At 42.9% G+C, this 23,047-nt stretch carries 22 protein-coding genes; 16 read left to right on the top strand and 6 right to left on the bottom strand.

Going from position 1 to position 23,047, the window contains the following annotated elements; genetic code table 11:
- The first annotated feature begins 132 nt into the window (after positions 1 to 132).
- The 3 genes from BM021_RS00255 to BM021_RS00245 all read left to right on the top strand — a co-directional run bounded on the left by BM021_RS00255 (position 133) and on the right by BM021_RS00245 (position 3,030).
- Positions 133 to 1,263 (top strand): Re/Si-specific NAD(P)(+) transhydrogenase subunit alpha, encoded by a 1,131-nt coding sequence (locus BM021_RS00255; protein WP_090717318.1) that lies wholly within the window; start codon positions 133 to 135, stop codon positions 1,261 to 1,263.
- A gap of 78 nt (positions 1,264 to 1,341) precedes the next feature.
- Positions 1,342 to 1,650 carry an NAD(P) transhydrogenase subunit alpha part 2 gene (locus BM021_RS00250; protein ID WP_090717315.1) on the top strand — a complete coding sequence of 103 codons (309 nt, stop codon included), beginning with the start codon at positions 1,342 to 1,344 and terminating at the stop codon, positions 1,648 to 1,650.
- Positions 1,651 to 3,030, top strand: coding sequence for an NAD(P)(+) transhydrogenase (Re/Si-specific) subunit beta (locus BM021_RS00245; protein WP_090717312.1), 1,380 nt, complete (start codon positions 1,651 to 1,653; stop codon positions 3,028 to 3,030).
- Positions 3,031 to 3,129: 99 nt separating this feature from the next.
- Here BM021_RS00245 and BM021_RS00240 read toward each other — a convergent pair whose 3' ends face one another.
- Both BM021_RS00240 and BM021_RS00235 read right to left on the bottom strand, forming a co-directional pair.
- Positions 3,130 to 4,626: a sensor domain-containing phosphodiesterase gene (locus BM021_RS00240; protein ID WP_090717309.1), complete on the bottom strand. Its 1,497-nt coding sequence runs from the start codon at positions 4,624 to 4,626 to the stop codon at positions 3,130 to 3,132.
- A 74-nt stretch (positions 4,627 to 4,700) separates the two neighbouring features.
- A complete protein-coding gene (locus BM021_RS00235; RefSeq protein WP_256207689.1) occupies positions 4,701 to 5,612 on the bottom strand; it encodes a phosphoglycerate mutase in 912 nt (303 codons plus the stop codon).
- Positions 5,613 to 6,171: 559 nt separating this feature from the next.
- Here BM021_RS00235 and icd point away from each other — a divergent pair.
- Positions 6,172 to 7,422, top strand: a complete 1,251-nt coding sequence (gene icd, locus BM021_RS00230; RefSeq protein ID WP_090717305.1) for an NADP-dependent isocitrate dehydrogenase — start codon at positions 6,172 to 6,174, stop codon at positions 7,420 to 7,422.
- A 131-nt stretch (positions 7,423 to 7,553) separates the two neighbouring features.
- Here the strand turns inward: icd and BM021_RS00225 are convergent, their stop codons facing one another.
- Positions 7,554 to 7,757 carry a cold-shock protein gene (locus tag BM021_RS00225; RefSeq protein WP_013964362.1) on the bottom strand — a complete coding sequence of 68 codons (204 nt, stop codon included), beginning with the start codon at positions 7,755 to 7,757 and terminating at the stop codon, positions 7,554 to 7,556.
- 294 nt (positions 7,758 to 8,051) lie between these two features.
- On the opposite strand from BM021_RS00225, the gene clpS reads away from it, so the two are divergent.
- From clpS to ribD, 6 genes are all read left to right on the top strand, one after another.
- On the top strand, positions 8,052 to 8,366 hold the full coding sequence (gene clpS / locus BM021_RS00220) for an ATP-dependent Clp protease adapter ClpS (RefSeq protein WP_090717302.1): 315 nt from the start codon (positions 8,052 to 8,054) through the stop codon (positions 8,364 to 8,366).
- A 1-nt stretch (position 8,367) separates the two neighbouring features.
- Entirely contained in the window at positions 8,368 to 10,623 is a 2,256-nt protein-coding gene (clpA, locus tag BM021_RS00215) for an ATP-dependent Clp protease ATP-binding subunit ClpA (RefSeq protein ID WP_090717300.1), read from the top strand.
- 69 nt (positions 10,624 to 10,692) lie between these two features.
- The gene (locus tag BM021_RS00210) at positions 10,693 to 11,754 is read left to right on the top strand and encodes a TRAP transporter substrate-binding protein (RefSeq protein WP_090717297.1); all 1,062 of its coding nucleotides are present in this window, start codon (positions 10,693 to 10,695) and stop codon (positions 11,752 to 11,754) included.
- A gap of 126 nt (positions 11,755 to 11,880) precedes the next feature.
- Positions 11,881 to 13,128: a serine hydroxymethyltransferase gene (gene glyA / locus BM021_RS00205; RefSeq protein WP_090717294.1), complete on the top strand. Its 1,248-nt coding sequence runs from the start codon at positions 11,881 to 11,883 to the stop codon at positions 13,126 to 13,128.
- Between the two features lie 76 nt (positions 13,129 to 13,204).
- Positions 13,205 to 13,663 (top strand): transcriptional regulator NrdR, encoded by a 459-nt coding sequence (nrdR, locus tag BM021_RS00200; protein ID WP_090717292.1) that lies wholly within the window; start codon positions 13,205 to 13,207, stop codon positions 13,661 to 13,663.
- Between the two features lie 105 nt (positions 13,664 to 13,768).
- Entirely contained in the window at positions 13,769 to 14,881 is a 1,113-nt protein-coding gene (ribD, locus tag BM021_RS00195) for a bifunctional diaminohydroxyphosphoribosylaminopyrimidine deaminase/5-amino-6-(5-phosphoribosylamino)uracil reductase RibD (RefSeq protein ID WP_090717289.1), read from the top strand.
- Here ribD and BM021_RS00190 read toward each other — a convergent pair.
- Positions 14,869 to 15,426 carry a response regulator transcription factor gene (locus BM021_RS00190; RefSeq protein WP_090717287.1) on the bottom strand — a complete coding sequence of 186 codons (558 nt, stop codon included), beginning with the start codon at positions 15,424 to 15,426 and terminating at the stop codon, positions 14,869 to 14,871. The two genes, ribD and BM021_RS00190, sit on opposite strands and share 13 nt — an antisense overlap.
- Before the next feature lie 5 nt (positions 15,427 to 15,431).
- Positions 15,432 to 16,691 carry an ATP-binding protein gene (locus tag BM021_RS00185; protein WP_090717284.1) on the bottom strand — a complete coding sequence of 420 codons (1,260 nt, stop codon included), beginning with the start codon at positions 16,689 to 16,691 and terminating at the stop codon, positions 15,432 to 15,434.
- A 278-nt stretch (positions 16,692 to 16,969) separates the two neighbouring features.
- Between BM021_RS00185 and BM021_RS00180 the strand changes: the two genes are divergently transcribed.
- On the top strand, positions 16,970 to 18,088 hold the full coding sequence (locus BM021_RS00180) for a 3-deoxy-7-phosphoheptulonate synthase (protein ID WP_090717281.1): 1,119 nt from the start codon (positions 16,970 to 16,972) through the stop codon (positions 18,086 to 18,088).
- Between the two features lie 95 nt (positions 18,089 to 18,183).
- Positions 18,184 to 19,128 (top strand): 4-hydroxy-3-methylbut-2-enyl diphosphate reductase, encoded by a 945-nt coding sequence (ispH, locus tag BM021_RS00175; protein ID WP_090717279.1) that lies wholly within the window; start codon positions 18,184 to 18,186, stop codon positions 19,126 to 19,128.
- On the opposite strand, the gene thiO is transcribed toward ispH, so the two are convergent.
- Complete coding sequence (gene thiO / locus BM021_RS00170) at positions 19,114 to 20,241, bottom strand: glycine oxidase ThiO (protein ID WP_090717276.1); 1,128 nt, start codon at positions 20,239 to 20,241, stop codon at positions 19,114 to 19,116. The two genes, ispH and thiO, sit on opposite strands and share 15 nt — an antisense overlap.
- A gap of 228 nt (positions 20,242 to 20,469) precedes the next feature.
- On the opposite strand from thiO, the gene BM021_RS00165 reads away from it, so the two are divergent.
- From BM021_RS00165 to BM021_RS00150, 4 genes are read left to right on the top strand one after another with little or no spacing between them, the layout of a single operon-like run.
- On the top strand, positions 20,470 to 20,880 hold the full coding sequence (locus tag BM021_RS00165; protein ID WP_305728870.1) for a type IV pilin protein: 411 nt from the start codon (positions 20,470 to 20,472) through the stop codon (positions 20,878 to 20,880).
- Positions 20,881 to 20,887: 7 nt separating this feature from the next.
- Positions 20,888 to 21,475: a type IV pilus modification protein PilV gene (pilV, locus tag BM021_RS00160; RefSeq protein WP_090717274.1), complete on the top strand. Its 588-nt coding sequence runs from the start codon at positions 20,888 to 20,890 to the stop codon at positions 21,473 to 21,475.
- On the top strand, positions 21,472 to 22,545 hold the full coding sequence (locus BM021_RS00155) for a PilW family protein (RefSeq protein WP_090717271.1): 1,074 nt from the start codon (positions 21,472 to 21,474) through the stop codon (positions 22,543 to 22,545). Before pilV ends, BM021_RS00155 begins: the two co-directional genes overlap by 4 nt.
- The gene (locus tag BM021_RS00150) at positions 22,542 to 23,042 is read left to right on the top strand and encodes a pilus assembly PilX family protein (protein ID WP_143074261.1); all 501 of its coding nucleotides are present in this window, start codon (positions 22,542 to 22,544) and stop codon (positions 23,040 to 23,042) included. The genes BM021_RS00155 and BM021_RS00150 overlap by 4 nt, the downstream gene beginning before the upstream one ends.
- Positions 23,043 to 23,047 lie beyond the last annotated feature (5 nt).

Here is a 23,047-nt window from a genome sequence, read left to right as displayed (position 1 = left end):
GGTCAAGTTTTTCCGGTCCAAGTAATGCATGCATTGCCTGCAAATTGATTTATAATTCGCAGTTCATTAAAAGAATTGAGCGCAATTCTGGTTTTTATTTGCAACTGGATTGGCAAAAAAGGGAGATCATCAATGCATATAGGCATACCCGCAGAGATTCGCGGGGGAGAAACGCGTGTAGCAGCTACACCCGAAACCGTGAAAAAATTTACTGCTAAAGGTGTTCATAAAGTATCCGTGCAATCAGGAGCTGGCGCAGGCGCCAGTATACCGGACTCAGCATATCAAGAAGCAGGCGCAGCCATAGTGACCAGTGCGGCTGAATTGTATGCACAATCAGAGATTGTACTCAAAGTGCGAGGTCCGGAGTCCAGTGAAATAGAAATGATGAGAAAGGATGCTGTGTTAGTGGGTCTTTTGTCACCACAGCACAAGGATGGTATTGAGGCACTAGCGCAGCATGGTTTGACTGCATTTGCGATGGAGAAACTACCGCGTATCTCTCGAGCGCAAAGCATGGATGTTCTGTCATCCCAGGCGAATATTGCCGGTTATAAAGCTGTCATCATGGCAGCGAATGTTTATCAAAAATTCTTTCCAATGCTGATGACAGCAGCCGGTACTGTGAAAGCGGCACGCGTTTTGATCTTGGGGGCAGGTGTTGCTGGTTTGCAAGCTATTGCGACAGCAAAAAGGCTCGGTGCTGTGGTTGAGGCATTTGATGTGCGGCCAGCAGCCAAAGAACAAGTAGAAAGCTTAGGTGCTAAATTTGTTGAAGTGCCGCTAAATGAGGAAGAGAAAGTAAAAGCTGAAACAGCAGGCGGCTATGCAACGGAAATGTCGGATGACTATAAACGTCGGCAAGGTGAGTTAGTGCATGCACGTGCAATCGCTGCAGATATTATTATCACTACCGCCCTCATTCCGGGCCGTCCAGCACCTGTTTTGATCAAAGAAGAGACTGTGCAAGCAATGAAACCAGGCTCGGTAATTGTAGACATGGCCGTTGAAGCAGGCGGTAATTGTCCTTTGTCAGAATTGGATAAAACGGTGGTGAAACATGGTGTGCACCTCGTTGGTATCGCTAATATTCCGGGATTGCTGGCAGCAGACTCCAGTACGCTATATGCACGTAATTTAATGAATTTTCTTAACTTGATGCTTGATTCAAACAACGGCGAACTTAAGGTGGATCGTAGCGATGAAATTATTGCAGGAACGTTGGTTTGTGCAGACGGGCAAATGATCACTCAGCCATTATAAAGATTCAAGCAATCAAGTGTCATTTTATTCATTTGTTACGTTTTAGAGCGTACAGTTAACGAATTTTAAGGAGCAATTATGATCGGTGAAATTGATCCCGTTATTATCAACTTAACAGTTTTCGTGCTGGCAATCTTTGTGGGTTATCATGTGGTATGGAACGTCACTCCGGCTCTGCATACCCCTTTGATGTCAGTGACTAACGCTATTTCTGGCATTATTCTTGTAGGTGCGATGTTAGCGGCTGGACCGGCTGAAACGGATTGGGGAGTCTGGTTGGGTGCTGCTGCAGTAACATTGGCTGCAATCAATGTTTTTGGCGGATTTCTGGTGAGTCAACGCATGCTGGAAATGTTCAAGAAAAAAGAAAAAAAAGGAAATGCATAAATGTCAGCAAATATGGTAGCACTTGCGTATTTAGTGGCTTCAGTGTTTTTTATACTGGCACTAAAAGGCTTAAGCTCTCCTGAATCTGCTCGCCGTGGAAATTTATTCGGTATGGTGGGGATGGTGATTGCTGTTGCCACGACCTTGACGCTTACTCAGAACTGGTCTTTGATTCTGGGCAGTATTGCACTGGGAGGCATTATTGGTGCAATTGTTGCGCAGCGTGTGCAGATGACAGCAATGCCAGAACTGGTCGCATTTATGCATTCACTGGTCGGTTTGGCGGCTGTATTTATTGCAATTGCGGCTGTTAATAATCCGGTTTCATTCGGTTTGCCGCAAATTTTGCCAGCAGGTAGTAAGCTGGAACTGTTCCTGGGCACTTTCATTGGTGCCATGACATGGTCAGGCTCTGTCATTGCGTTTCTAAAATTGTCTGGGCGGATGAGTGGGACACCGATTGTTTTTACTGGCCAGCACATGATTAACTTATTGCTGGCAATCATCATGATCGGATTCGGCTTGTGGTTCTTCTTCAGTGAAACAACTAACTGGACTGCCTTTATTGGGATGACTGCAATTGCTTTCCTATTAGGTTTTTTGATCATTGTGCCTATTGGCGGTGCCGATATGCCGGTCGTGATATCGATGCTTAACTCATATTCTGGCTGGGCTGCAGCAGGTATCGGTTTCTCTCTAGGTAATCCAATGCTGATTATTGCTGGGTCATTGGTAGGTAGCTCGGGCGCGATTCTTTCTTATATTATGTGTAAGGCCATGAATCGGCCATTTCTATCCGTCATCCTCGGTGGTTTTGGCAGTGATGGTGGTGCCTTAGCCGCAGATAGTGGGGTACAAAAAACCTATCGCAGCGGCAGTGCTGAAGATGCTGCTTTTTTAATGAGTAATGCGGATAGTGTGATTATTGTTCCTGGTTATGGCTTGGCAGTTGCAAGAGCTCAACATGCTGTTAAAGAATTGGCTGAATTATTGCATGAGAAGGGAGTTAATGTACGTTTTGCTATTCATCCGGTAGCAGGACGCATGCCTGGACACATGAATGTGTTGCTGGCAGAAGCTGAAATTCCTTATGAACAAGTCCTAGAAATGGAAGAGATCAATAGTGATTTTTCAAACACTGACGTTGTGTTGGTGCTGGGCGCAAATGATGTAGTGAATCCGGCGGCAAATGTTCCAGGCAGCCCAATTTATGGAATGCCTATCCTCGATGTACATAAGGCGCGCACAGTCATGGTTGTTAAGCGTAGTATGGCAGTTGGTTATGCTGGTCTTGATAACGATCTATTTTATATGGATAAGACCATGATGATATTTGGAGATGCTAAAAAAGTAGTTGAGCATATGGTCAAAGCGCTCTGATAGAGCGCTGAGCTTCTTCACTTAGTAGTAAGCAATTAGATTTCTATATATTAAAAGAAGCAATTATTAAAAATTGCTTCTTTTTTATGATATAAATAATTAAAGATCTCTAAATGGGTGAGTCTTGGCAATACCGAACCCTTGAGCATAATCCACACCAATTTCTTGTAATTTTGCAAGAATATCGTCAGTTTCTACTAATTCAGCGATTGTTTTAATTCCTGCTTTGTGAGCTAATTGATTAATAGAAATTACTTTCTTTAAGTCCTCTTCGTCACGAAGAATATTGCATATCAGGCTACCATCGATTTTCAGGTAATCTACTTTCATTTTATCAAGTAATTCGATTGAGCTGGGGTTATGGTCAAAGCTGCAGAGTGAGAGTAGGCAGCCTAATTCACTGATCTTTCTGGAAAAAACAATTGCATTTGAAGTGTTGGTTTCTGCATCTAACGCTTCAATTTCAAAGCAAAGATTTGAGGCAGCTACATTCATTTTTTGTAATTGATTCTGAGTAAAACTAGGAAAAGTATGATCATTTAAAGTATCTTTGGCGACATTCAGGCAAAATATTGATTGGATTCTTGGCTGGACAGATAGCCAATCTATGATATGACTTACTATCCATCGATCCAGCTGTGGCATCATTTTGAATTGATCGACAAAGGGTAAGAATGAGTCGGGAGGCATCAGGTTATTTTCTTCCTCATTCATGCGAATTAAAATTTCATAATGCAATGGTGAGGCGATGGTAGGCTTAATAGAATTTATTTGCTGATAATAAAGATTGAATTCTCCTCTTTCAATGGCTTGAACGATACGTGAAGCCGTTGTAGTGATTTCCGGTTTGGAAGTTTTATTTTGAGGATTGGCATTGCCTTTCATGAGTGCTTCATTGATTTTGTGTAATTCAGTTTTAATTGAGTTTTCAGCTTTGTTTTTTAAAGGAATATGATTTTTCTCTTGCATGCGGGGCGTGTGGACTGTATAGAAGCCAATTGTTTTTCCTTTATTGTCAAGATGTGGAACATATTGTTCCGTAAAAATGTAAGGAAACCCCTTGATTGACCTAAGAATACGTTCATTATGGATTGTTTTTCCAGCTAAAATTTCTTCAATGCAATTTTTAATATCAGCAAAGAATTCTTCACCTGAAAATTCCGTCAAGAGCCGTCCGTCTATCTGACTTGGGTTTAATCCAAACCATCGACGAAAGATTCGGTTATGGTAACGACAACGTAGATCAGCATTAAAATAGGCCAGCATGACAGGAATATTTTCATCGATAAACAATGACTTTGTTTTGCTCTCTGACGCTGTTTTTTCAGCCCATAACCGATGTTTTATTTCATTTGTAAGTCTTTCTTTACCGATTAATAGTTGATTTGAATAGCTTCTGATATCTTTTTCTGTGCGTGCCACCTGAATAGTCATTGTTATGAGTGTAAAGATCAAGAAAAACCATAATGTCGCTAACCAGTGGAATGCGAGCACATTGAAGAAAAAAGTATCCATTAGAAGAGTGATAGCAAGGATTAAGGCAGTGCAAATAGTTAGATAAGGTTTGATAACATTAAATAGGGAGGTTTTGTGCATGACTATTCCTTATCCTCAATATCTCGGAGTTTTAATGTAAGTTACTGCCATAAAAAATTAATGATCGTATTTATTTAATGCCTTGAGATAAAAGAAGGGAGTGGCTGGGGCAAAAGCCAGAATTTCCATAAGCTTGAGCGTCTTATTATAAAATCCTGAGATGAATTTTCATTAAGGGCTGTTATGATCAATTGATCAATTTTTCCCTTTTTAAGGGCTTTAAGTAAAGGAAAAAACCACTCTTTTTCTAGGTTCTTCAGAGTTTCATGCCAACTATAGGCATTCCTGTATTTGGCTTTCACAAGTAAGGTATCCAATACAATAAGATGATTTCCTGCTATTTCAGCGTGTAACCACTCGTCAGCATTGCTCGGTAATTTTGAAAAATTGATGTTACTGGCCAATGCTAATGCGCGAGGTAAATCATGGTCGCTCCAGATATGTGTATAAGGAGATTGTATTGATTGAGGCATATCTCCCCCCCCCCAAAACCAAACACTGTTGATCGTTAGTTCTCCGCGAGATTCACGTGCTTGATTGACTGGATGATCATGAAGCAACATTTGAATTTCATTGAAAATTTTATGCCAGGTAATACTTTCACTGCCTGTTGGCAGAAAGTTATTGATATTCATGCATGTAACTTGGCCGAGCGTATAGGTCTGCATTGCCGGTGTTCTGGATGTTCGGATATACCAGCGGTCTGGGCGTAATGGCAAAAGTGAGAAGCCATACTGATGACTTAGGTTGCGATTTAAATCCTGCACTATTTGCTCAGCTTCCTCCTTAGAAATTTGAAAGGCTTGACTATCAGCTAACATAATGTGGTTTTGTTCGATACGCAAATGTACAGGATCGGCTCGCATCCAGAAATCTTTACTCGCTTTTACTAAATCGGGACCATCAGTGTTTAGCATGATGGGCGCAATAGGCCAGTTATTTTGTTGTTGTGCGATATTAAATGCCTTGCATAACCATATTTCCATTTCCTGTGATGGATGCTGTGTAAAAGTGCTTTTTGACAGCAGTGTTTCTAAAGATGGTATAGATAGGTCATCATAAATTTCTGGCTGTGAGGTATCGGGCCAGAATAGGTGAGGTATGAGAAGATTTAGGTTCATTGCTGGGGTACAAGTTATTGTTATTTAATGTATTGGTTTTTATGGAAAGATAGAGATTTGCTGAAATCTCTGACGAAGCTTGTTTTATAGTATGTGATTCTGGGCTAAAAAATTATTGTTTAGTTGAAATATTTGATTGAGCAAATTCGCATAACGGCTTGTTGCGCACATAGAAAGGTATGAGGTTTGCACGTATAATTATAAATTACAAAGAATATATGAGATAGAGAGCTAGAGTAGCGTGCAGCGAGCGGAGAAGTTACGGCTTTTTCTAAAAAGAAGTCTGATGATAAGAAAATCTTATTCAGAATTTACGAAATTAATCTTAGTTAGAAAAAAGCCGGTATTGTTATTGTGATTCTTTCACTTGAGTAAGCGTAATTATCGAAGAGTATGAAATGATATTCCTATATTTGGAGATGCTATGTACCAGCATATAAAAGTACCTGTGGAGGGTAAGAAAATTCAGGTGAACGAGGATGATTCATTGAATGTACCAGATAATCCCATTATTCCTTTTATTGAAGGCGATGGAATTGGTATTGATATTACCCCAGTAATGCGGAAGGTTGTCGATGCGGCGGTTAGAAAGGCTTACGATGGTCACCGTAAAATCTCATGGATGGAAATTTATGCAGGTGAGAAATCAACCCGAATTTATGGCGCTGATGTGTGGCTACCGGAAGAGACACTAACAGCAGCAAAAGAATTTGTGGTTTCAATTAAAGGCCCCTTAACAACGCCAATCGGTGGAGGTATTCGTTCGATTAACGTGGCGCTACGCCAGCAGCTGGATTTATATATTTGTTTAAGACCCGTGCGTTATTTTAGCGGTGTACCAAGCCCAGTAAAGAATCCTGAAAAAACAGACATGGTGATTTTTCGAGAAAATTCAGAGGATATTTATGCGGGTATAGAATGGGAAGCAGAATCAGAGTCAGTTAAGAAAGTAATTGATTTCTTGATTAAGGAAATGGAAGTGACCAGTATACGCTTTCCAAAAACTTCTGGTATTGGAATCAAACCAGTTTCGAAAGAAGGTACAGAACGTTTTGTTCGGAAAGCGATTCAGTATGCGATAGATAATAAGCGTGAGTCAGTTACTTTGGTGCATAAAGGTAATATTATGAAATTTACTGAAGGTGCATTCAAAAAATGGGGCTACGCTTTGGCTGCTCAGGAATTTGGAGCTGAGTTACTAGATGGAGGTCCATGGATGAAACTGCCACAGCAAAATGGCGGAATTATTATCAAGGATGTGATTGCTGATGCTTTCTTACAGCAAATTTTATTACGCCCGGAAGAGTATGATGTGGTGGCGACTTTGAACCTGAATGGCGATTATATCTCGGATGCCCTGGCAGCTCAGGTGGGTGGAATAGGAATCTCACCGGGTGCTAATTTGAGTGATTCTATTGCAATTTTTGAGGCAACGCATGGCACGGCACCCAAGTACGCAGGAAAGGATCAGGTAAATCCTGGTTCCATTATTTTATCAGCAGAAATGATGTTGCGGTATTTAGGCTGGATAGAGGCAGCTGATATGCTTATCAAAGCAGTGGAAGCTACGATTCAGGATAAGATAGTCACTTATGATTTTGCGCGCCAAATGACAAATGCTAAGCAGGTTTCTTGTTCAGTATTTGGCGATTCAATGATTGAACGTTTGAATTAAAAAAGCTAAAAACTTAAGCGCTATTTAGTAAAAGAACCCTTGCCTTATGGCAAGGGGTTAAACTTGCTATGTATCTTTAAGATCTTACGTCAAAAGTCTACGTGCCAGTTTTCAATTTTCTGAACAAACAGTTAAGCGGACTGGATATTCGAGGCTTGTTTCCCTTTCGGGCCTTGGGTGACATCAAAACTCACTTTTTGGCCTTCTTTGAGTGTTTTAAACCCGCTCATGTTGATTGCCGAGAAGTGTGCGAATAAATCTTCACTTCCATCATCAGGAGTAATAAAACCAAAACCTTTAGAATCGTTGAACCATTTTACTGTACCTGTTGCCATTTCTACTTCCTATATAAAAACTGGGCCGGAAACCCTAATACTATTTGAATTTCAAGACCATTGACGGATAAAACCTATACCGCAGAGAACTTGAAGCCAAACGCCACGTACTGTTTTACGCAAATCTGGGGTTAAAGTCAAGCGGTTACATAATATTTATGATTTGAATGAAGTAATTATTTTAAAATACTTGAAAATTTTGTCGTAATCGTCAAGTATGTTGGTGATAAGGTACTTTATCTTTATACTAATACCCATATTTTCGTTATAGAGATTGGTAAAGGGAAGGCAATTATGGCGGAGAGTGGCTCAGATCCCGTTATACTTAAAAAGAAGCAAGAGAAGATTAAAGAGAAATCTCCTCCACTGTATAAGATCTTATTATTAAACGATGATTTTACACCTATGGAGTTTGTTGTTGAGGTGTTAAAAATATTCTTCTATATGGATCAGGAGCAAGCAACACGAATAATGTTAAAAGTGCATACGGAGGGGGTTGGTGTGTGTGGTGTATACACAAGTGATATTGCAAGCACTAAGGTCAAACAGGTAGTTGAATTTGCAAGAAAGAATCAGCACCCACTGAAGTGTGTGATGGAGGAGAATTGAAATGATTGCGCCAGATTTAGAAGTCAGTTTACATATGGCATTTGTAGAGTCCAGGCAGAAACGCTATGAATTCATTACTGTAGAACACTTATTACTGGCAATGCTTGATAATGCAAGTGCTGCCGAAGTATTAAATGCTTGCCTGGTGGATATTGAAGATTTGCGATCAGTATTATTGGATCATATCGCGCGACATACGCCTGTGATCACTGGAAGTGAAGAAGTTGATACACAACCTACCTTAGGTTTTCAGCGCGTTATCCAGAGAGCCATATTGCATGTTCAGTCATCGGGAAAGAAAGAAGTTACCGGTGCTAATGTTCTGGTGTCGATATTTGGTGAGAAAGATTCACATGCGGTTTATTTTTTGCACCAGAGGGGTGTTACACGCCTGGATGTGGTGAATTATATTTCACATAATATTCGAAAAGTATCACACGAGAATGATGCTAAAACTGGAAGTGAAGGGGACAGCGAGCATGAATCTAATTCAGGAGGGCTGCTAGAAAATTACACAGTCAATCTGAATCATTTGGCATTAATTAATAAAATCGACCCATTGGTGGGGCGTGACAAAGAGATCGAGCGTGTTATACAGACATTATGTCGGCGTCGTAAAAACAATCCCCTGTTAGTTGGTGAGGCGGGTGTTGGGAAAACTGCAATTGCAGAAGGTTTGGCAAAGCGTATTGTTGAAGAAAATGTACCCGATTTACTTTTGAAGCATCAGGTTTATGCGCTTGATATGGGCGCTTTACTTGCAGGCACCAAATATCGGGGAGACTTTGAGCAGCGCTTAAAAACGTTATTGAAACAACTGACCGATAATCCGTCAGCTATCTTATTTATTGATGAGATTCACACATTAATTGGTGCTGGCGCTGCCTCAGGTGGTGTCCTGGATGCATCAAATCTTTTAAAGCCAGTTTTAAGTTCTGGGCAATTAAGATGTATTGGCGCTACTACTTTCAGTGAATATCGCGGAATCTTTGAGAAAGACCATGCACTATCCAGGCGTTTTCAACAAATAGAAGTAAACGAGCCCAGTGTAGAGGAAACGATAGCTATTTTGCGCGGCTTGAAAACACGCTATGAACAGCATCACAAGGTTAAATATACTACCGGTGCGCTGATCTCTGCCGCAGAATTATCAGCACGGTATATTAATGATAGACATTTGCCAGACAAAGCGATTGACGTGCTTGATGAGGCGGGCGCTGCGCAGCGTATATTGCCAAAAACAAAGAAACGTAAAGTTATCGGTAAAGGTGAGATTGAAAGTGTGGTTGCTAAAATTGCACGGATTCCTTCCCAGAATGTTTCCTCTAATGATCGTAATAAATTGAAAACATTAGGTCGTGATATGAAGGCTATTGTTTTTGGACAGGATAATGCGATTGAATCGTTGACCGCTGCCATCAAAATGGCAAGGAGTGGGTTAGGAAACCCGCAGAAACCCGTGGGTTCGTTTCTTTTTTCAGGCCCAACAGGGGTAGGGAAAACAGAAGTAGCTAGGCAACTTGCTTACGCACTGGGTGTTCATTTGCATCGTTTTGATATGTCCGAATATATGGAACGTCATGCTGTATCTCGTCTGATTGGTGCACCGCCGGGGTATATAGGCTATGATCAAGGCGGGCTTTTAACGGAAACAGTGATTAAGCATCCCTATTCGGTTTTATTATTGGATGAAATTGAAAAAGCGCATACCGATATTTTTAATATTCTGTTGCAAGTAATGGATTATGGAACGTTGACAGATAATAATGGACGCAAAGCTGATTTCCGCAATGTGATTATTATCATGACTACGAATGCAGGCGCCGAATCTCTGACTAAATCTTCCATTGGATTTAGAGAATCAAAATCAGCGGGTGATGAGATGGCTGATATTAAGCGATTATTTACACCTGAATTTCGTAATCGACTCGATGCAATTATTTCATTTGCGCCATTAAATCAGGAGATTATTTTGCAAGTAACTGATAAGTTCCTGATCCAACTGGAAACGCAACTGCACGAAAAGAAAGTGGAAGCAACGTTTACAGAAAAATTGCGTAAGTATCTCGCCAAAAAAGGTTTTGACCCACTGATGGGTGCCCGTCCTATGGAACGGCTGATTCAAGATACGATACGCAGTGCGTTGGCTGATGAATTATTGTTTGGTCGCTTAGTGCATGGTGGGAAAGTGACTGTTGATATCGATAGTAACGACAAAGTAACACTTTTGTTTGAGGAAGAAACCGCAACCATTTGATCAATAGCTGATTCTAGTCAGATACAAGAAAGAAAAAGCTATTCCATTGCTATATCACCTGAGGAAAGAATGGGATACACGTCGAGAGCTTTTATTTTTATCGCTATCGCCCTGTTTTTCTTATCCCTAACACAATCTGCTGCCGCCCAGACTTACCAGTGGCGGCTGGCGATGTCTTGGCCGGAAGGCACACCAATGCTACATAATGGTGTAAAACGTTTCGCCAGTAATATAGAAAAAATGTCGGCTGGCCGTATGCGCATCATTGTAGATGCGCCCGGCAGACATAAGGCACCCCTCGGAATTTTCGATATGGTCCGCTCTGGTATTTACGAAATGGGCCATACCGCATCTTATTATTACAAAGGTAAAGATCCCGCCACTACTTTTTTTACCACAACACCTTTTGGCATGAATCCAACCGAGATGAATGCCTGGTATTACTATGGTGGCGGTCTGGAATTGCTGAATGAAGTGTATGCGCGTCACAATATTGTAGCGTTCCCGGCAGGAAATACTCACTTGCAGATGGGCGGGTGGTTTAGAAAGGAAATCAACTCGATTGAGGATTTAAAAGGATTGAAAATGCGAATCCCGGGGCATGCAGGTGAAGTTGTTGGCAGAACCGGAATGAAGCCGGTGAGCGTTCCACCGGGTGAATTATATACATCATTAGAGCGCGGCACTATTGACGCAGTAGAATGGGCCGGTCCGGCTAATGATGAAAAGTTGGGTTTTCATAAAATTGCGCCTTTTTATTATACCGGATGGCATGAACCCGGGGCAGAGCTGCATGTATTCATTAATAAGGATAAATTTGATGTATTGCCGGAGGATTTAAGAACAATTATTGCAATAGCTGCCAAAGAGGTATCTTTTGATATGCTGGCCGAATCTTTTTTTCGTAATACCATAGTATGGGAAGAGATGAAGAAAAAAGGTGATATTAAAATTCGCACTTTTCCGAAAGATGTTCTGGAAGCTTTTAGACAAGCCAACAATGAGCTACTGATTGAAGCTGCTGAGAAATCGACTTTTGCCAAAAAAGTTATTGAAAGTCAAAGAGAATTTCTCAGTAAAGCTAAGGATTGGTCTAAGATCACTGATGAAGATTATCTGAGATTAAGATAAATTCGTATAATCGAAGATTTTTGCTCTTACTTTGCTGCCTTTGTGATCGGCTATCTGTGCGCAAGCAGGTAATGGTAATATACATATTTTCTCAGTATCCAAAAATTTCAAAGGATTAGTATCATTATGTTTTCGCAGAAACAAACGATAGAAAGTGTCGACCCAGAATTATGGCAGGCAATAAAAGGCGAGGTGCGACGTCAAGAAGAATATATCGAATTAATCGCCTCGGAGAATTATGCAAGTCCTGCGGTTATGCAGGCTCAGGGCTCCGTTCTGACCAATAAATACGCTGAAGGTTACCCAACCAAGCGCTATTATGGCGGATGTATGTACGCTGATCAGGTGGAACAACTGGCTATTGACCGACTCAAAGCGCTCTTTGGTGCAGAGTACGTTAATGTGCAGCCGCATTCTGGTTCGCAAGCCAATGCGGCCGTTTACCTCTCAGCGTTAAAGCCTGGCGATACCTTACTTGGGATGTCATTGGCGCACGGAGGGCACTTGACGCATGGTTCTAGCGTTAACATGAGTGGAAAAATTTTTAATTCGATTTCTTATGGCCTGCATCCAGATACTGAAGTACTTGATTATGATGAAGTTGAACGATTGGCACATGAACATAAACCCAGAATGATTGTTGCAGGCGCTTCGTCGTATGCGCGAATCATTGATTGGAAACATTTTCGTAAGATTGCCGATGCTGTAGGCGCTTACCTGTTTGTGGATATGGCTCATTACGCTGGACTGGTGGCGGCTGGTTTTTATCCCAATCCGGTCGGCATTGCGGATTTCGTTACCAGTACTACGCATAAGACATTACGTGGTCCGCGTGGCGGTGTTATTATGGCCAAGCCCGAACATGAAAAGGCGCTCAATTCCGCCATTTTTCCACAAACCCAGGGCGGTCCTTTGATGCATGTGATTGCCGCCAAAGCCGTTGCATTTAAGGAAGCAGCCACTAAGGAGTTCAAGAATTATCAGGAACAAGTAATTGAGAATGCGCGGGTAATGGCAAAAGTACTCACCAGTCGTGGTTTGCGCATTGTGTCAGGTCAGACGGATTGTCATATGTTTCTGGTTGATTTGCGTGCGATGAATTTGACCGGTAAGCAGGCAGAGGAATCGCTGGAATTGGCGCATATTACGGTTAACAAAAACGCCATTCCCAACGATCCACAAAAACCGTTCGTGACCAGTGGCATTCGCGTCGGCTCACCCGCAATCACCACCCGTGGTTTTAAAGAATTGGAGGCAGAACAATTGGCCAATCTGATAGCCGATGTGCTGGCTGCACCTGAAGATTCAGCAGTTTTGGCACGCGTAGCCACTGAGGCGAAACAGCTGTGTGCGAAATTTCCGGTTTATGGATAGCCTCATCAAGCTGGGCAATGATAAGAAAATCTGTTCAGCTGATTATTGCTGATTTAATGCAGTATGTTAATGCAGTATGAAATGCCCTTTTTGTTGTGCAGACGACACCAGTGTGATTGATTCCCGTGTCAGTGAGGATGGTCAGAAAATACGCCGGCGGCGGCGTTGCCAGGCTTGCGATAAACGTTTTACAACTTATGAAACAGTGGAATTACGTTTGCCTCAAGTTGTAAAACACGATGGCAGCCGGGCTGAATTTGACCGTAACAAACTGGTGACAGGGTTTAAACGTGCGCTGCATAAGCGGCCAGTTCCCACCAGTTATGTGGATGCTGCAATTGACCGTATTGTGCAGAAATTTCTAAGTATGGGGGAACGCGAAGTTTCATCGCGCAGTATAGGTGAAAGTGTGATGCAGGAGCTCTACAAGCTCGATAAAGTGGCTTATATCCGATTTGCATCCGTCTATAAAAGCTTTCAGGATGTCGATGATTTTCATGACGCGATCAAGGAAGTGCAAAAACCGGATCAGTAATTGCAATCGAGAAAAGCGCATCTAATTTAGCTTGATGCTTATTTTATTGATCGCTATGTTGATGATTCATATCGATGAGATTCTTACATCTTAACAATTCCTTGGATGTTTTCTCCTACTGACTATGCTTTCATGGCCACCGCGCTGCGGTTGGCTGAGAAGGGGCTTTACAGCACGACACCCAACCCGCGGGTTGGGTGTGTCATTGCACGCAATGGCCAGATCGTTGGAAGTGGCTGGCATGAACGGACTGGGCAGGCCCATGCCGAAATTAATGCATTAAACACAGCGGGAGAGGCAGCACGCGGAGCAACTGCTTATGTGACACTCGAACCTTGCAGTCATTATGGACGTACACCGCCTTGCGCTAATGCCTTGATTAAGGCAGGCATTGCAAGGGTTGTCATTGCCATGGAAGATCCGAATCCGCTGGTGCATGGGCGCGGCTGCGCGCTATTGAAGCAAGCTGGCGTTACCGTACAAGCAGGTTTGTTGCAAGCAGAAGCGCATGCACTTAATGTAGGCTTTATTACTCGAGTGACTCATAAAAAGCCATGGGTCAGGTTAAAAACTGCTGCAAGCGTGGATGGCAGAATTGCATTGAAGAATGGTGCCAGCCAATGGATCACGGGTGAAGCTGCACGACAGGATGGTCATCGGTGGCGAGCGCGCTCCTGTGCTGTTGTGACAGGGATCGGTACCGTAAAGTCAGATAATCCTCAACTGACAGTACGTCATATCCAAACATCCCGCCAACCCAAGAGAATCGTTGTGGACAGTCATTTGGCTTTGCCATTGGATACGCAATTGCTGCAAGGTGGAGAGGTTATTATTTTTACTGCCAATACTGATAATCAGGAGAAAAAAGTGGCCCTTGCTAAGAGTGGTGTACGGGTTATCGTTTTGCCAGATGCTGAGAAAAGAGTCGATCTGAAGCAAATGATGACAATGCTGGCTACTGATTTTGAAATGAATGAAGTATTGGTTGAAGCGGGAAGCGGATTAAATGGTGCTTTAGTTGATGCAGGGTTAGTGGATGAGATGATTATTTTTCTTGCGCCCCATTTACTTGGTAACGATGCACAAGGCATGCTCAAGCTGACCGAATTGGTGTGTCTTGAGCAAAAGAAAACGCTTAAAATTCAGGACCTACGTATGGTTGGGCAAGATATCCGGATAATTGCACGATTGAAGGAAGATTCTTTTTATTCGCGATGAGGCCTTTTGGCCAGCTTGCGCTGCAATGTACGGCGATGCATATTTAATATTTTTGCAGTGACCGATATATTGTTGTCATTTTCAGTTAGAATGCGCTGAATATATTCCCATTCCAGTCGACCTACCGATAGTGGGTTTACACTGATGGGTATGCCTGATTCGCCCGTGGTACGTTCAAAAGCAGCCATGATTTCGTCAGCATCGACTGGTTTGGCCAAATAATGCGTGGCACCGAGCTTAATAGCCTCGACTGCCGTAGCGATACTGGCATAGCCTGTCAACATGACAATACGTGTACCGGGATCCAGCACTTTTAATTTCTCGACTAAAACCAATCCAGATTCACTGAATAATTTTAAATCAACAATTGCATATTCAGGTGTTGAAGCCTCAGCCAGCTTTAATGCGGCTTCAATCGTGTGCGCACATGTCACACTGAAGCCGCGTTTCGTCATGGCTTTTGCCAGCACATCACAAAAAACGATATCGTCGTCAACGACAAGTAAACTCGGATATTCGGTGTTATCAGTCAATGATTCAGTCACGGCATCTATCCTATCATCGGCAAAACAACTTGTGTACAGGCTCCGCCATTTTCAAGATTAAACAGACGGACACTGCCACCAAATCGTTCGATATTGGCATTGGCCAGAAATAGTCCAATTCCAAAACCTTGTTCTGGCGTTTTACTTGAAAAAAAAGCTTCGCCAGCACGCTGCATGGCTTCTGCAGATAATCCCTCACCATCATCAATAATTTCGAGATGTAGCATAGAATTATTCCAATTACTTTTGATCTCAATGTGTTTTGAGGATGCATCGGCGGCGTTATTAAGCAAATTTAGTATGGATTGGCTTAATAATTGGTTGTCCATGATTTTAGGCACAGGCTGTGTATTTGTACTTTGATAAGTAAATTGGACAGAAGGGCGTATCAGCTTCCACTTGTCAAGAATTTGACGAAGAAATTCGTCGACCGGAAGCTCGCTGCCATGTTCAGCTCTGGTTTGACCTGCTTTCGCCAGTAATTGGGTCAACGTCTGTTTACAATGAATGATTTGGTCCCGTAGGATACAAATGTTATTCTGGAATTCGCTATCCTGGGTATATTCTTGCTGTAATTCTCTGGTTACCACAGCCATAGTTGAAAGTGGCGTACCTAGTTCATGTGCGGCGCCAGCCGCCAAGGTTCCTAAGGCAATGATTTGTTCATTACGTAATGCCTGTTCCCGTGCTTTGGCAAGATCCTGATCCCGTTCCCGGATCGAGGCACTCATTTTAACGACGAACCAGGCGATGATAACAGTACTTAACACAAATGCCAGCCACATCCCTGACACATGCAAAGCAAATTCGATGAGATGATTGCTGTGCTCGTGCGGTAAGGGTATGTAATTAAATAATAATAGTGTATAACAAGCGATCGTGATGACAGCCATGACCCATGTATAGCGCCACGGCAGCGTGGCGGCAGCGATTGTCAGTGGTAATAAATACAATGAGATAAACGGATTGGTTGATCCGCCACTGAAATACAATAAGGTGCTGAGCGCTAGCACATCGATCAGTAATTGCAAAAAAAATTCCATATGGGATACCGGCCATTTACGGTGTAGCCGTATCCATGTCAACAGATTCAATAAGGCGAGGAGCGTAACAACCGAGATCATTTGAGCCCATGGAATAATAATGTCGATCGTCCAGTACACGATGCCAAGTGTCAGGCACTGAGCAATGATGGAAATATTACGGAGCAAAAATAAACGTTGTAAATTTTTACTGAGCGGTGATTGGCTGAGATCACTAAACATGATTGAGGGACAATTTAAATTTTAGCTTGTTCAATAATAGAACATTAGCTTAAATTTTATTGTATGGCTATGTGACAAATTGTCTCAGGGTGATGATTAGCATTAAAATAACAGAACAAACGTATTAATAATGCAGTGCAATAAAAGTTAGGACTGGAGAAGAATCTGTTAAGGATATTTACTGGAATCATAGTAACTGACAGTTTTTTCGGTTAAAATCGTGAGCCGTCGTCTTGCCTTATGCCAATGAATCAGCGTTATCTTTTTAAAAATATTTTATGATTCTTATTCTTGTTCCCGATACCCGGCCTGATAGTCCGGAATATAAACAGTTATTGGCCCATCTAGCCAATTTTCCAGGAATTACAACGCGAGTACATACTGAGGTTGGTGCTGAGCAAACACTGACAGAAATATACCTGATTGGTAATACTAAAGTGCTGTCTATTGAAGACGTTAGCGCTCTTCCTTGTGTTGATCGGGTTGTGCGTGTTTCCGAGGAATATCGTGTATTGGGGCGGCACAAAAATGACGATCGTCCAACTTATTTTGACTATAACGGTGTTCGGTTTGGACAGGATACACTGAATGTGTTTGCAGGATTATGTGCGGTTGATACCCTCGAACATGTTGAAATAATGATAAAAACATTGCGTGATCATGGTCAGGTCTGCACGCGGATGGGCGCCTATAAACCACGTACCAGTCCCTATTCATTTCAGGGGCATGGCAAGACCTGCCTTCCATACGTTTTTGATCTGGCAGGAAAATATGGCATAAAAGTTATCGCGATGGAAATTACGCATGAATCCCATTTGGATGAAATACGCGATGCATTATATCAAACCGGTAACGCGACCGGTGTCATGCTGCAAATCGGAACAAGAAATACACAGAACTTTGAACTGTTGAAAATTGTCGGTCGTCAGCAGCAGCTTCCGGTACTGATCAAGCGCGGTTTTGGTATTACTCTGGATGAATCTCTGAATGCTGCAGAGTACCTGGCTTCGGAAGGAAATCGCAAGGTCGTCTTTGGTTTGCGGGGAATGAAAACCAATATGGGGGATCCACATCGTAATTTTGTCGATTTTTCGCATGTGCCTGTTGTCAAGCGATTAACCCGTATGCCCGTTTGTATCGATCCTTCACATTCCGTAGGTAGTCGCGCGAGCTCGCCGGATGGCATTCTGGATATTATGCATGTGACAGCTCAAGGTGTAACAGCAGGAGCCAATATGGTGCTGGTTGACTTTCATCCGGCACCCAGTAAAGCACTGGTGGATGGCCCACAGGCGCTACTCATGAAAGAGCTGCCGCATTTTCTGGAAGATATTCAGATTGCACGGGAGGCTTATGAGAAACGTACCGCATTGGCCGAGCGTTATCGAGAGGCATGAACTAAGATTTCAATGCTTGGTTATTCGTAATGTTGAGTGCGTTTTTATTACTGAAGCGTATAGACCCAAATATCCCATAGCTGGAGAATAAATAAATGATCAAAGTACTACTCTCAAACCCAAGAGGCTTTTGTGCCGGCGTGGATCGAGCGATAGAAATTGTTGAACGGGCACTGACAATGCATGGAGCACCCATTTATGTCCGGCATGAAGTGGTGCACAACCGTTTCGTAGTGGAAAATCTTGAGAAAAAGGGAGCCGTTTTTGTAGAGAACCTGGATGAAGTACCGCAAGACAGTATCCTGATATTCAGTGCACATGGTGTATCGCATGCAGTACGGCGAGAGGCCGCAGATCGTAAATTAAAAGTGTTTGATGCAACTTGTCCCTTAGTGACTAAAGTTCACGTGGAAGTGGCCAAAATGCGCAGGGATGGCAAAGAAATCATCATGATCGGTCATCAAGGTCACCCGGAAGTTGAAGGCACAATGGGGCAGATTGAAGGTGAGGATAACGGAATGTATCTGGTCGAAACCGAGGGAGACGTTGAGATCTTGACAGTAAAAGACGAAACTAATCTGGCCTATGTAACACAAACGACATTGTCAGTTGACGATGCTGCCCGTATTGTCGATGCATTGAAACGACGATTTCCTCTAATTACGGGTCCCAAGAAAGACGATATTTGCTACGCCACGCAGAATCGTCAAGATGCCGTTAAAAAAATGGTTAATCAGTGTGATCTGGTCATTGTCGTAGGTTCTCCCAATAGTTCGAATTCAAACAGATTATGTGAAGTGGCGAGAAACGCCAATGTTGAAGCCTATATGGTAGATCGCGCCGAACAATTGCAAGAAAAATGGTTTGTTGGAAAGAAGACCATCGGCATTACTGCGGGGGCTTCAGCTCCGGAAATACTGGTACAGCAGGTAATATCCCGGCTTAAGCAGATCGGTGCCGAGCAAATTGGTGAAGATGTGATGATAGAAGAATTAAGCGGTGTTGTGGAATCGGTGGTGTTTCCATTACCTAGAGCTTGATTGAGAGTTATTAACATTTCTTTCTGCCTGGTATGGGGTGATGTCAAATGGTTGTGGTGCGCACGTAATTTCATTGACCAGAATCTCAGCACTGGCTGGCGCCATTGTTAACCCATAACGAAAATGACCGCAATTGAAAAATAAATTATCAATCATCGGATGTTTACCAATCGTCGGTAGATTATTGAGTGAAGCAGGACGTAACCCTGCCCAGTGCTGGATGATGGGCTTTTTGTGAAGTAATGGCAGAATAGCCTGCGCACGTGTCAACAGATATTCGCGTGCGAATACCGTCGTTTGCTTGTTAAACCCTACATCCTCTAATGTACTGCCTATGAGTAAATGTCCATCCCGACGAGGAATGATGTATAAACCATTTTGCACGAGGATGGTGTGCAGCGGTGGGGTATCAAACTTGAACAATAGCATTTGTCCCTTGATCGGCTTGATATTTAGTTTTATGGTTTGTGTTCCCAATAATTCCTCGCTCCAGGCCCCGGCACAAATAATATAGTTGTCAGCATCAAATTCACCGCAGAATGAAGTGATCGATAGGATTTTCCGATGTGCGGTTTTAAAATGATGAACTGGGCAGTTTTCTTTGATGCTTCCGCCTAATTGTAGAATTCGTTTATGTAATGCTTGTAATAGCCTTGGGTTTCGTACTTGTGCAATATCTGGCAGAAATAACGCGTGATCGTGAGTTTTGCCTCTATAAGTTTCAGAAATGTTTTCGATGGAGTCGATCTTAGATACTACACGTAATTCTATTTTAATTCCTCGGGTTGAACACCACTGTTGCGCGGTTTTTTCATCGTAAGGCGGCAATATCAGCATTCCGGATGTTTCATACTCCGGATCCATTCCAGTAGCTTCTTGTAAAGCTGAAACCCAGGCAGGAAATTGATTGGCGCTGTAGCTGGTAAGTTGTGTGACATCATCGGAATAATCCCATGGATAAAGCGGCGACAAAATACCACCGCCGGCCCAGGATGATTCCTGTCCAACTTTATTCCGCTCAAGTATCATCACTTTTGCGCCCTGCATTAAAAGGCGTTCTGCTGTTGCAAGCCCAATGATTCCTGCGCCAATGACGATCATGTCCCACTTCATGATGGATGACTATCTGCCTATGTCTATAAAAATAAGGCTTCTTTAGACTATTAGAGCAAATTGTAACCTATGCCGGCTAGATAGAGTTCTACCTCAAATCAAGAGGTCATGGATAATGAAATTGTGCTCAACATTAAAGTTAGTTGACGAGTAGCCGTTATTTCATAAACCGTGCTCCATGTGTGAATTAGGATCAGAATCAAGAGTAAATTTCCTGGAATTTTATAGATGAAAAAGATGCAAGGCATAAAAAGATTAAATTCGCATGGTTTTACATTGATTGAATTATTAATTACGGTGGCCATCATCGGCATTTTGGCAGCCGTTGCTTTCCCTTCCTATATGCAATATACGATACGAGCAAATCGCACGGTAGCTCAGGCAGAAATGATGGATATTGCCAATCGTCAGCAACAGTTTCTGCTAACTAACCGAAACTATGCAAGCAAAGCGACTTTAGAGGCGAACGGTTATGCATTGCCGCCAGAGGTCAGTAGCAAATACAGTTATGCGATTGTGGTTGGAGCGGGTGCTGTGCCTTCGTATACGCTCACATTTACACCAATCGGCACCCAGGCAAGCGATGGAAGCCTGGTACTCAATAGTGAAGGTGTCAAAACACCTGCTGACAAATGGTAACCCAGAAATGAAAGTTTCATTCGGTTTAAGCCCGGCGCGTTCATTGTGTGGCGTATCGCTGATCGAAGTTCTTGTCACTGTAGTTATTCTGGCTATCGGGCTATTGGGATTGGCTGGCTTGCAGATACGTTTACAATCTTCCGAGCTCGAATCCTATCAGCGTACGCATGCGTTGATTCTATTGGAAGACATGGCAAACAGGCTGTCTGCTAACCGTGCAAATGCAGCTACCTACGTTACCGCATCGGCAAATCCTCTGGGAACCGGAGATAGTCAGCCTGTTTCTTGCGCAGGAAATGGCCAGAGTTTTGATGCCTGTCAATGGAGTAACGCACTCAAAGGTGCCAGTGAGCAATCATCGTTGTCGGTAAATGTAGGTGCCATGATCGGTGCGCGCGGTTGTATCGAAGATCTTGGCACAGGTGATCAGTTCATGATTACGGTAGCTTGGCAGGGTATGACTCCGATTTCAGCGCCGTCTTCCAATTGTGGAACTGGGCTCTATGATGGTGCGCCAAATACAAAATGCACTGATGACTTGTGCCGGCGCACCATGAGTACGATCATACGTGTGGCTAATCTGGCATCCCCATGAGCGAGCAAATATCAAAGTGGAGTACTGGTAAATCAGATCACCGGCTAAGCAGTCAGCAGGGTGGCTTTTCTCTGATTGAGTTGATGATCTCAGTGACGCTGGGATTGTTAGTCATGACAGGCATACTCGCACTCTACCTGGATCTGACCAGGAATAATGCCGAGCTGGCGAAAATGAACCGGCAAATTGAAAATGGTCGATTCACTTTACAGTTGCTGCAGCAAGAGTTATGGCATGCAGGTTATTGGGATACTTATGTGCCAGCTCTACCCTCCGCCGTGCCTCCTACAGCAATACCTAATCCATGTATTCCATTCACTGACTGGGACGCAACCTATATCAGCAACATGTTTTCTATTCCAGTGCAGGGGTATGCAGCAGGGACTTCTTTACCGGATGAATGTTCCAGTATTGTGACAAACCGACAGCCGGACTCTGATGTGTTAGTGATTCGATATGCTGCAACCTGTGCCGCAGGTGTAGCAGGCTGTGAAAACTTCAATGCAGGCAAATTGTACTTGCAAACCCAACAATGCACAGACACGGGGCATGGAAATTATGTTTCTGATGCAGCTACCACACCTGTATTGGGCGCACCTGGTATCGGCGTATATAAGAAAGACTGCATCACGGCTGCAGACAAACGGAAACTCATCATTTCCATTTTTTATGTGCGTAGTTATTCTGTTGCTTCGAGTGACGGTATTCCGACACTCATGCGCGCTGATTTTGATTTAAGTGGTGGGGTCGTCAAAATGCAATCAGCACAGCCAGTCATAGAAGGTATTCAAAGCATCCAGTTTGAATATGGACGAGATACTGATGAAGATGGCAGCGCGGATATTTTTGACAATTGTTCTTCCTGCACAGCCTTGGACTGGGCAAATATTGTCGCAGTGCAAGTCCATGTGCTTGCACGCAACCTGGAAACCTCTTCTGGGTATGTCGATGATAAAACTTATCAGCTTGGATCGACTACCTTGAAGCCTTTCAATGATGGCTATAGGCGCCATGCCTATACCAGTTATGTGCGTTTGATAAATTCGTCAGGCAGACGAGAAAAACCATGAGAAATGAAAATATGTTTTTCTGGCAAAGCGGTGCTACTTTAGTGGTTGGACTTATTATATTAGTTGCGATCACCTTATTGGTGATATCTGCTTTTTCATTAAGCGGTGGAAATCTGAAAGCGGTGGGGAACATGCAATTTAGAAATGAAGCAATAGCAGCTGCTAATATGGCCATTGAGCAGACCATTAATATTAATTTTGCGGCCATTGATCCAGCAAATTATCCTGCAATGATCGATATCGATATTGATCAGAATGATGTGGTTGATTATACGGTGAGCATTAAAGCGCCTGTATGTCTGAAAGCCACATTAGCTCCTGTCAATGTTGATTCCTTGAGTGGGGTAAACTCTAATGTCACCAACTCATCGGATTATTTAACGTTATGGGAAATTGAGGCTACCGCACAGAATCAGGCTACAGGTGTATCGGTAGTGGCTAAACAGGGTATTAACAAGCAGCTAACATTGGGTGAATATTTATTGTCTTCCTGTTAAAGATT

This window comes from Nitrosomonas sp. Nm166 (genome assembly GCF_900112825.1).
In the GTDB taxonomy this organism is placed as follows: Bacteria; Pseudomonadota; Gammaproteobacteria; order Burkholderiales; family Nitrosomonadaceae; genus Nitrosomonas.
This window is presented reverse-complemented; position numbering and strand designations above follow the sequence as displayed.